The 10,646-nt window shown below is 40.3% G+C and carries 7 protein-coding genes; 5 read left to right on the top strand and 2 right to left on the bottom strand.

The window, feature by feature from the left end:
* From NCWK1_RS05080 to NCWK1_RS05065, 4 genes are all read left to right on the top strand, one after another.
* On the top strand, window positions 1–269 hold a 269-nt coding region (locus NCWK1_RS05080; protein ID WP_222838768.1), incomplete at its 5' end, for a hypothetical protein.
* 308 nt (window positions 270–577) lie between these two features.
* Window positions 578–2,149: a uroporphyrinogen-III C-methyltransferase gene (gene cobA, locus NCWK1_RS05075; protein WP_103123956.1), complete on the top strand. Its 1,572-nt coding sequence runs from the start codon at window positions 578–580 to the stop codon at window positions 2,147–2,149.
* A gap of 80 nt (window positions 2,150–2,229) precedes the next feature.
* Window positions 2,230–2,826 carry a dephospho-CoA kinase gene (gene coaE / locus NCWK1_RS05070; RefSeq protein ID WP_103123955.1) on the top strand — a complete coding sequence of 199 codons (597 nt, stop codon included), beginning with the start codon at window positions 2,230–2,232 and terminating at the stop codon, window positions 2,824–2,826.
* A 481-nt stretch (window positions 2,827–3,307) separates the two neighbouring features.
* Window positions 3,308–3,616, top strand: a complete 309-nt coding sequence (locus tag NCWK1_RS05065; RefSeq protein ID WP_103123954.1) for a hypothetical protein — start codon at window positions 3,308–3,310, stop codon at window positions 3,614–3,616.
* Window positions 3,617–3,669: 53 nt separating this feature from the next.
* Here the strand turns inward: NCWK1_RS05065 and NCWK1_RS05060 are convergent, their stop codons facing one another.
* Both NCWK1_RS05060 and NCWK1_RS05055 read right to left on the bottom strand, forming a co-directional pair.
* Complete coding sequence (locus NCWK1_RS05060) at window positions 3,670–5,064, bottom strand: TldD/PmbA family protein (protein WP_103123953.1); 1,395 nt, start codon at window positions 5,062–5,064, stop codon at window positions 3,670–3,672.
* Between the two features lie 117 nt (window positions 5,065–5,181).
* Window positions 5,182–6,219, bottom strand: a complete 1,038-nt coding sequence (locus tag NCWK1_RS05055) for a GGDEF domain-containing response regulator (protein ID WP_103123952.1) — start codon at window positions 6,217–6,219, stop codon at window positions 5,182–5,184.
* 796 nt (window positions 6,220–7,015) lie between these two features.
* Here NCWK1_RS05055 and nifJ point away from each other — a divergent pair.
* Entirely contained in the window at window positions 7,016–10,564 is a 3,549-nt protein-coding gene (nifJ, locus tag NCWK1_RS05050) for a pyruvate:ferredoxin (flavodoxin) oxidoreductase (RefSeq protein WP_103123951.1), read from the top strand.
* Window positions 10,565–10,646: the final 82 nt, after the last annotated feature.

Below are 10,646 nucleotides of genomic sequence, written 5' to 3'. Positions count from 1 at the left end.
TACTATTTCCAGGTGCAAGATGTGAGTTATGGCGATTTCATCTCCGTCGTGGAGAAGTTGGTAGCCCTCCATATATGTTGCGTTTTGAGGGATTACCTAAGAATGTACTCACTTCATATCAGCAAAAGTCTTGGGAAGAAGCTGTTTTATTTGAGCTTCAGCGTGGAAAATCTTCACCATATAGAAAATATCACAATTCTGCTGCTTATAAAGCTGTAGTTGATTTGAAATACAGAGCTTTAGTTCTTGAAGAAGCCTTCTCTAGTTGATTGATGGTAATTTCACTCCGTAGTCTAAAAACTTTACCTGAGTTGACCGATTAGCGACCATACTCTTTTTTAAGCTCTTTCATTGCGGATAGCTTGAATAAATTGCTGTAAAGCACAAAACCAAATGAGAAGTGGTGTTGCTTAACAAAACCTTATGTAAATAGTAAGGTTATTTCTTGAGGGTTCAGGATTTTGCATTTGCCAAAGTAATAGAGATTTATAAAATTATTCTAAGCTCACTAATTTATGGAAGATTAACTTGACTGATGTGATGAAATTTTGTTGCGCGATCGCATTAATCTCAGATCATGACTAAACACCAGGGCAAAGTTTACCTCGTAGGTGCAGGGCCGGGAGATGTGGCGTACTTGACAGTTAAGGCTTATCATCTCTTGGCTGTGGCTGAGGTATTGGTCTACGATGCTCTGGTAGATGAGCAATTATTACAGTGTGTACCAGCAAATTGTTTGAAGTTAGATGTGGGTAAACGTGGTGGTAAACCCAGTACACCCCAAGGGGAAATTAACAAATTATTAGTACAGCACTGTCAAGCGGGTCAACAAGTTGTCCGGTTAAAATCAGGCGACCCGTTTATTTTTGGCCGCTGTACTGCTGAAATTGCAGCCTTGAAAGCTGCTGGTTGTGAGTTTGAAGTAATACCAGGAATTTCTTCGGCTTTAGCAGCACCGTTGTTTGCGGGAATTCCTTTGACAGACCCGGTGATGAGTCGATGTTTTGCTGTGTTTACCGCCCACGAACCAGATGCTTTGGACTGGGAGGCGCTGTCAAGGTTAGAGACGCTAGTAATTTTGATGGGTGGGCAGAATCTACCAGAGATTTTACATCAATTGTTGCGGCGGAAGCGATCGCCTCTCACTCCCATTGCGATTATCCGTTGGGCGGGAACGCCAAATCAAGAAATTTGGACTGGTCAACTCAACAATATTTTAGAAAAAACCGCAGGGTTATCACTCTCGCCAGTGGTAATTGTCATTGGTGAAGTTGTTGGTCTACGGCAGTACTTACAATCTGAGACAATAAATTCTGAGGATTCCACTACAGCAATTATTCCTAGTCGCGCCACTATGTCCAACCACCTCCCCCTCGCTGGAAAAACTATCTTAGTTACTCGTTCTGTGGGACAGTCGAGCGAATTTAGCGATCTCCTCCAGGCGGTTGGTGCTAAAGTCATTGAAATGCCCACATTAGAAATCGGCCCGCCTTCTAGTTGGACAGATTTAGATTGTGCGATCGCTAGTTTATCTGACTTCCACTGGTTAATTCTCACTTCAACCAACGGTATTGAATACTTTTTTGCCAGATTAACAGCCTTGGGTCAAGATTCTCGCGCTTTAGCTAATGTGAAAATTGCAGTTGTTGGCGAAAAAACAGCCCAATGTCTCAGACAACAAGCCCTAAAACCAGATTTTATTCCCCCTAACTTTGTCGCAGATTCTTTAGTAGAACATTTTCCCGAAGCTTTGTCAGGTAAAAAGATTTTATTCCCCAGGGTCGAAACTGGTGGTCGAGAAATTTTAGTCAAAGAATTAACAGCCAAGGGCGCAGAAGTTGTTGAAGTTGCAGCATATCAATCTTGCTGTCCCAATAGTATTCCAGAATCAGCCAAATTAGCTTTACAAAATCATCAAGTAGATATTATTACCTTTGCGAGTTCTAAAACTGTACAATTTTTCTGTCAAATTATAGACAACACATTTGCTAATCACTCTGTTGTCAATTTACAGGATGTTTGCATTGCTTCCATTGGCCCCCAAACTTCTAAAACTTGTCATGCTTTATTCGGACGGGTAGATGTTGAGGCTGAAGAATATACCTTAGATGGGCTAACTCAAGCCTTGGTGAAAAAGTATGAAGTGTGAAGTCCAGGGGAAGAATATACTACTACTCAGCACGGGCTAAACGCCCCGCTACCGCTAACAGCACTTTTAACTATTGACCAATGACCAAACGCATCATCGGCTTAACTGGAGGAATTGCTACAGGTAAAACCACCGTTGCTAATTATTTAGCCAGTGCTTATCACCTGCCGATTTTTGATGCGGATATTTATGCTAGAGATGCAGTTTCTATTGGTTCACCTATTTTACAGGCGATCGCTCAACGTTACGGTGAACAAATATTACTTCCTGATGGTAATCTCAACCGTCAGCAACTAGGAGAAATTATCTTTCAAAATCAACAAGAACGCCAATGGGTAGAAGATTTGATTCACCCTTATGTCAAAAACTGTTTTCTACAAGCAATTGCTACATCCACTGCGGAAACTCTGGTGTTAGTTATTCCACTTTTGTTTGAAGCCCACATGACACATTTAGTTACAGAAATTTGGGTAGTCAGTTGTTCAGAAGCAGAACAGTTGCAAAGATTAATCCAGAGAAATCATCTTCATCCAGAACAAGCACAAGCAAGAATTACCAGCCAATTACCTTTAGCCGAAAAGATATCTCTGGCAGATGTTGTATTAGATAACTCTTCTACCTTACAATCACTGCTACTTCAGGTAGATGTTGCTTTAAACAAAGCTGAAGTTGTTTAGGAATAAATGTATACAAGAATTCATATAAATTACCCTCCAAAGTAATTTGAAATTTGTATATTCATCAACAATTTAAAGTCAGGTAAACAAGATTTATACCTTAATAATTCTAAATTATTACTTTAGTAAATTTACTGTGGACACTGTGGTTTATACTCCTGTATTTTATGTAGTAAATGAGTAGCTTTGGAGTTTAAAACAAGAAAGTCAATAGTTTAAGAATAATCTGCTTGGCATCATCGGCAACACAGATATAATTTTGAGATAAAAATTAAACAATCAAAATTCAGAATTAGGTCTACAAAAAACTTGAATCAATTCTGAATATCGCTTATAAAATTATTGTTGGGTATAGGGTAAAGATAGTTTGCCGATTTTTACACAGATGCCCGAATCATAACTAATTAACTTGGAAATGATATTATTGCTCTGTTTTATAGAAACAACTTTGACAAAATATTAAATTTGTATCAAAAAAGCCATGAATTTAAGTTTCAATTTTTTTAATTGGTTGCCGCTATTAATTATTCCCACAAATGAGACTGCCCAAAAGTACAAAACACATGACTACAGTCAATTTGTTAAAGGCAGAGATTACGTATTTGAGTCAATCAATCAAGGTCTAGAAGGACAAATGACAGGGGTTGGCAAAGGTATTCAGCCTTGTGATTATATTATTTTGCGGCGTGGTGCTGAATTAACTAAATATCAAGTTGAAGAAATAGATTATTATGCTGATCCGCCAGATATGTGGATGGCTTTACTCAAAAAAGTCATAGATAATTCGTAATTGATAACTCGTAGTTGCTAATTACAAATTACAAATTACGAATTACAAATTACCTAGGTTTCTCCACCGACAACTACATCTCTAATTCGCAGACTGGGGCCACCGCAACCTACAGGTAAACCATTTTGTCCACCTTTACCGCAACCACCAGACTCATCCCAGTAGAAGTCATCACCAATTGCTTCAATATCAGCCAGGGTTTGAAAAACATTACCCGAAAGTGTCACATCTTTAACGGGTTCAGCAATTTTACCGTTTCTAATCATCCATGCTTCCCCGGCGCTAAAGGTAAACATTTCGCCATTAGTCATCCCGCCTAGCCAGTTACGAGCATAAACGCCTTCTTTGATATCTGTAAATAAGTCTGCAACTGGAGTTTTACCCGGTTCTATCCAGGTATTGGTCATACGGACAATGGGGCTGAAGTGATAATTAAGACAACGGGCGTTACCTGTGGGGGCTTCGTCTAATTTACCTGCGGTTTCCCGTGAATGTAACCGACCAACTAAAATTCCATCTTGGATGAGTTGGGTGGTAGTAGCGGGTGTCCCTTCATCATCATAAAAATAACTTCCGCGATGTCCTTCTGGGGCTGCACCATCAAAAATTTGCAGTTCTTTTGGCCCAAACCGCCGTCCGATGGTCATAACTTCTAGTAAGTCGGGATTTTCGTAAGCCATATCTGCTTCAGAAAGATGACCAAAAGCTTCATGAACAAATAAACCTGTAAGGATGGGATCAATAACTACGGTGTAGGTATTACCTTTAACTGATGGGAGAGATAAAGCCGCAACCGCCCTTTGAGCCGAACTTTTTACTTGTTCATCTAAATTAATTAAATCTTCGTAGGCTTTGCGAGAACCAGTAGTTTCCCTTCCAGTTTGGACAGTTTCGCCATTTCTTGCAGTCGCTGCAAAGCGCATTTCCATATCTACCCAAGATTGTTCAATCAGTGTACCTTCGGAGGTGGCAATAATGATTCTTTGGGCGCTGTCACCGTAACGGACAGAAGTTGTAGTAATTTGAGGGTCAACACTTTTTAATAGTTGCGTGTAGCGATCGCACAATTCTTTTTTCTGCGATAAGCTAATTTTACGCGGATCTGTCCCCGTTAGCGGTAGTTGACAGATGGCTTGCACTGGATCAATGGGAGCTAGTAAAGTTTCTTCATCACCCACCATCAAAGCAGCTGCGATCGCTTCTTCAATCCGTTCTTTAATAGTAGAAAGCTGGTTAAAACTGCTTAAACCCCAACCACCTTTATAACAAGCGCGAATATGTCCACCAATAGAAATACCTTCACTCAGGGTTTCTACCTTGTCGCCACGCAACAAGATATCAGTCCCTTCTGCTTCCTCTAGGCGAATCATCAAATAATCTACACGGGATGAGTAGCGGGAGATGAGGTCAGAAACTAAATTTTGCGCGTCTGCAAGTGTAGTTGGCATTTGTTGGTAGTCACCACAACGAACTACATTTATTGTGCAGTATATCGTAGGGTATATGTGACAGGTGACAGATGTAATGAGTGAATGCTTTGTATTAGCTGAATAATAACTGAGATTTTAAACCATCATTTTAATATTTGAAACAATGCGATTACGTCCTGCTTCTTTTGCTTGGTAAAGTGCCTTATCTGCATCCACAATTAAATCTAGAGGCGAAGATTCCCACGTAGGAATAACAGTTGCTACTCCTAAGCTTAAACTAACATATTGACTAATTAAAGACCCGTCATGAATAATTTGTAAGTCTCTGACTTCAGATTGTATTAAATGGGCAATATGAACAGCCCCAGCCGCATGGGTATTTGGCATAATAACTGCGAATTCTTCTCCACCATAACGGGCTACTAAATCTTGATATTTTTGAACTGTAGAGTGTAACGCATTACCTACTTTCTGTAAACAAATATCTCCTACAGGATGGCCATATTTGTCGTTATAAAATTTAAAAAAGTCAATGTCACAGAGAATCAAAGATAAAGGAGACTCTTGTTGAGCTAAATTAATCCACTGAGTATTGAGGTAGTCATCAAAACGACGACGATTAGCCAAACCAGTTAAACTATCTACGTTTGCTAATTCCTGTAAAGCCTGATTGGCCGCCTCTAGTTGTTTATAAACTTGGGCTTGTTTAAGTAATTGTCGCAACTGTCGACGTAATACTGTTAGTTGAATCGGCTTGCTAATAAAATTGATTACACCGACATCAAAGGCACGATTAATAGAATCCTCATCATCTAGATTCGTAATCATTAATATTGGAGTATGTTTCCAAAGTTTAGAAATTAAAATATCATGTATTTCTAAATCAGTATTAAACTTTGTAAGGGCTGATTTCAACTTATTTCTGTTAATTTGCAATAACTGTTGACAACATGTAAAACCATCCATCACAGGCATGATAGCATCTAGTAAAATGATATCTGGCTTAACAGTTTCATAAGCATCTAAACATTGCTTACCATTAGAAACTTCAACCACCTGATAGCCTTCATTTTCCATAATTCGTCGCAATGTCACTCGGATAACTGGATCATCATCAGCTACTAGAATGACTGGAGATTTTTGTGTCAGAGAAAGTGAATTTATACCTTTCATGAGCCGTGTTCTACAAGTTGTGTCTGGATAGTATTGCTATGTGAACAGTAAATAACGTTAACGATGCTTAAATTATTTCCAAAATTGGGAAAAGACTTTATGTCTATTCTTCTAACTAATTTCATATCCAGGGATGACGGGAGTAAAATTTTTGTCTACCATTTCTACTTACCTCGCAGTATAATTTAACGCTGTAAAGCTAGTATGCCCAAGAAGCGGCTTAATTTTCACACCCAGCTACAATCAGCAAATTGATGTAAAGTCGAGGAATTGAGAGTCTATCTTAAAAATAGGATGTTTAGAAGCAACTATAATATTTTTGTATAATCTATTACACTAAATATTGTTAGGACGAAGCAAAAATTCTCATATCCAAGACGCATATTTTGAAGATATTGGTTAAAGCCTGACTCGATAGTGGTTCTCAAATGTGCAAATTAAACCAGAAATCACTACATACTATCCCTTGTATATTGTCCTCACAAGTTCCTCAAATTTCTGTTCTAACTTCAAGTTAGAAACAGCAAAGTCTAGAAGAAAGACAGGCTAGTACAAAAAGGCGGAAGTTTGAAATGAATCAATGTTTTATTTTCGCCGATATGTACTAGAACACCAATTCAGTAATTCTGAAAGAACTTCTCCCTATAACCTTCTCTGTATCGGAGACGGGTGTTGAGCTACTCCCTTTCCTAGTAGGAAAGGGGGCTGGGGGTTAGGTTTTTGATTAGTGAATCGATGCTCTAGGAACTAGTATTTTTACTCAGCACTTTCTTTTAACTCAGGGGAATGCAGAACAATGAACAAGAGAACCTTTGCAACCATAGATGGTAATGAGGCTGTCGCCCAAGTTGTCTATCGACTAAATGAAGTCATAGCAATTTATCCCATTACACCTTCGTCGCCGATGGCTGAATGGGCTGATGCTTGGACTAGTGAAAGCAAGCTCAATATTTGGGGAACTGTACCAAAGGTAGTGCAGATGCAGAGTGAAGGCGGTGTGGCTGGTGCTGTACATGGGGCGTTGCAAACGGGTTCTCTGACAACCACATTCACCGCATCCCAGGGATTATTGTTGATGATCCCGAATATGTACAAAATTGCGGGAGAACTCACACCTACAGTATTTCATATTGCCGCGCGATCGCTCGCCGCCCAAGGTCTCTCAATTTTTGGCGACCATAGTGATGTTATGGCAACCCGTGGTACTGGTTTTGCTATGTTATGCGCCGCCTCTGTGCAAGAAGCCCATGATTTTGCTTTAATTTCTACTAGAGCAAGTTTAGAATCGCGCATCCCTTTTTTACATTTCTTTGATGGTTTTCGTACTTCCCACGAAGTTAATAAATTAGAACTATTAAATGAGGATGATTTACGCACGTTCATCCCCAATGAATTAGTTTTTGCCCATCTTTCCCGCGCCCTGACTCCCGATAAACCAGTGTTACGGGGTACAGCCCAAAACCCTGATGTTTATTTTCAAGCTAGGGAAACAGTTAATTCTTACTATGATGGTTGTCCTGAAATCACCCAAAAAGTGATGGATGAGTTCGCCCAAATGACAAGGCGACAATACCAATTATTTGAATATTATGGCGACTCCATCGCCGAAAGAATCATCGTTATTATGGGTTCTGGTTGCGAAGCCGTCCAAGAAACAGTAGATTATCTCAATGCCCGTGGTGAAAAAGTCGGCGTAGTCAAAGTGCGGCTTTATCGTCCTTTTGATAGTCAAAGATTTGTTAATGTTTTACCCCCAACTACCCGCAGTATTGCCGTTTTAGACCGAACTAAAGAACCAGGCGCATTAGGTGAACCACTTTATCTGGATGTTGTTACAGCTTTGCATGAAGTTTGGGGTGTAGGGAAAGAATTACCTCAAGTAGTGGGGGGGAGATATGGCTTATCTTCCAAAGAATTTACACCAGCGATGATTAAAGCTGTGTTTGATAATTTGGCTGAGACTACACCTAAAAATCATTTCACCATCGGCATTAACGATGATGTCACTCACACCAGCTTAGATTATGACCTTGAATTTAACATCGAACCAGATAATATAGTCCGCGCAATTTTTTACGGCTTAGGTTCCGATGGAACTGTGGGTGCAAATAAAAACTCCATCAAAATTATTGGCGAGGAAACTGATAATTACGCCCAAGGTTATTTTGTCTACGACTCAAAAAAATCTGGTTCGGTGACGGTTTCGCATCTGCGTTTCGGTTCTCAACCTATTCACTCTACTTATTTAATTAGCCAAGCCAACTTTGTCGCTTGTCACCAATGGGGATTTTTAGAACAGTTTGATATGTTGGCGCATATTATCCCTGGTGGTACTTTCTTATTAAATAGTCCTTATAGCTTAGAGGATGTTTGGCAGAAATTACCAAGATTAGTCCAAACACAAATTATTGAGAAACAACTCAAATTTTATGTAATTAATGCTTATAAAGTTGCCCGCGAAGCGGGGATGGGTGGCAGAATAAATACGGTTATGCAAGTATGCTTTTTTGCTTTGTCTGGTGTGCTACCAGGAGAAGAAGCGATCGCTCAAATTAAGCAATCTGTTACCAAATCCTACGGTAAAAAGGGCAACGAAATCGTGCAAATGAACCTCAATGCCGTAGACCAAACCTTAGAGAACCTCTATCAAGTTAAAGTTCCTACAAGTGTAGATAGTCACATTGAACTACGCCAGCCTGTACCTGATACGGCACCAAATTTTGTGCGAGAAGTGTTGGGTAAAATGATTGCTAAATGTGGCGATGATTTACCTGTGAGTGCGTTACCTGTAGATGGGACTTATCCCACTGGAACAGCAAAATGGGAAAAACGCAACATTACCCAAGAAATTCCTGTATGGGACACAGATGTCTGCGTACAGTGTGGTAAATGTGTGATGGTATGTCCCCATAGCGTTATCCGCAGCAAGGTTTACGAACCGCAGCAACTAGAAAATGCACCGCCAACTTTTAAGAGTACCAATGCCAAAGACCATGATTGGCACGGGTTAAAATATACCATCCAAGTAGCAGCAGAAGATTGTACAGGTTGCGGTATTTGTGTTGATGTATGTCCGGCGAAGAATAAAACCGAAACGCGCAAAAAAGCCATCAATATGGAACCTCAGCGTCCATTGCGAGAAGCTGAACGGCAAAATTGGGAGTTCTTTTTGAATCTTCCCAACCCTGATAGACGCAACTTGAAGCTAAATCATATCAACCAACAGCAAATGCAAGAACCGCTATTTGAATTTTCTGGTGCTTGCGGCGGTTGCGGGGAAACTCCTTATATTAAATTAGCAACACAGTTGTTTGGCGATCGCATGGTGGTAGCGAACGCCACAGGTTGTTCTTCAATTTATGGCGGTAACTTACCGACAACACCTTGGACGCATAACGCTGAAGGACGCGGACCTGCTTGGTCTAACAGTTTATTTGAAGATAACGCTGAATTTGGTTTAGGTTTTCGCATTTCCATTGATAAACAAGCCCAATTCGCCGCCGAATTGCTGACTTTACTTGCACCAGTGGTAGGCGAAGAACTTACAAATAGTATTTTGAATGCGGTGCAGAAAGATGAAGCTGATATTTGCGAACAACGCGATCGCATTGCTATTCTCAAGCAAAAGCTAGAAACACTTAATCATCCCAAAGCCAAGGAACTGCTGAGTATTGCCGACTACCTCGTGAAAAAGAGCGTCTGGATTATTGGCGGTGATGGTTGGGCTTATGATATCGGCTTTGGTGGACTAGATCACGTTTTAGCTAGTAATCAAAATGTGAATATTTTGGTTCTCGATACCGAAGTGTATTCCAACACAGGCGGGCAGATGTCCAAATCCACCCCGAAAGCAGCTGTCGCCAAATTTGCTTCTGGTGGTAAGCCTTCAGCTAAAAAAGACTTAGGTTTAATCACCATGACATACGGGAACGTCTACGTTGCGAGTGTGGCAATGGGTGCAAAAGATGAACATACACTCAAAGCATTTTTAGAAGCCGAGGCTTATCCGGGAACATCGTTAATTATCGCCTACAGTCATTGCATTGCTCATGGCATCGACTTGAGTACAGCTATGCAAAATCAAAAAGCCGCTGTTGACTCAGGCAGATGGATACTGTATCGCTATAACCCCGAACTCCGCAACATTGGCGAAAATCCCTTACAACTAGATTCACGCACACCAAAACTACCGCTAGAACAATCGATGTATTTAGAAAACCGCTTCAAAATGTTGACCAAAATTAACCCAGAAGCGGCGAAGCAATTACTCCAAGAAGCGCAAGTCGATGTAAATACTCGATGGCAAATGTATCAATACTTAGCAAGTATGAAGTCTGAAGTGTGAAAATTCCTACTTTATACTTCACTCCGTATACAACTTTCTCTCAAACCTAACCCCCAACCCCTTCCCTGCAAGGGAAGGGTAG

This window comes from Nostoc cycadae WK-1 (genome assembly GCF_002897135.1).
GTDB lineage: Bacteria > Cyanobacteriota > Cyanobacteriia > Cyanobacteriales > Nostocaceae > Nostoc_B.
This window is presented reverse-complemented; position numbering and strand designations above follow the sequence as displayed.

Bases quoted from the DNA above. Each gene is read 5' to 3' on its own strand.
- cobA (WP_103123956.1), top strand. From the start codon at position 578: ATGACTAAACACCAGGGCAAAGTTTACCTCGTAGGTGCAGGGCCGGGA.
- coaE (WP_103123955.1), top strand. From the start codon at position 2,230: ATGACCAAACGCATCATCGGCTTAACTGGAGGAATTGCTACAGGTAAA.
- NCWK1_RS05065 (WP_103123954.1), top strand. From the start codon at position 3,308: ATGAATTTAAGTTTCAATTTTTTTAATTGGTTGCCGCTATTAATTATT.
- NCWK1_RS05060 (WP_103123953.1), bottom strand. From the start codon at position 5,064: ATGCCAACTACACTTGCAGACGCGCAAAATTTAGTTTCTGACCTCATC.
- NCWK1_RS05055 (WP_103123952.1), bottom strand. From the start codon at position 6,219: ATGAAAGGTATAAATTCACTTTCTCTGACACAAAAATCTCCAGTCATT.
- nifJ (WP_103123951.1), top strand. From the start codon at position 7,016: ATGAACAAGAGAACCTTTGCAACCATAGATGGTAATGAGGCTGTCGCC.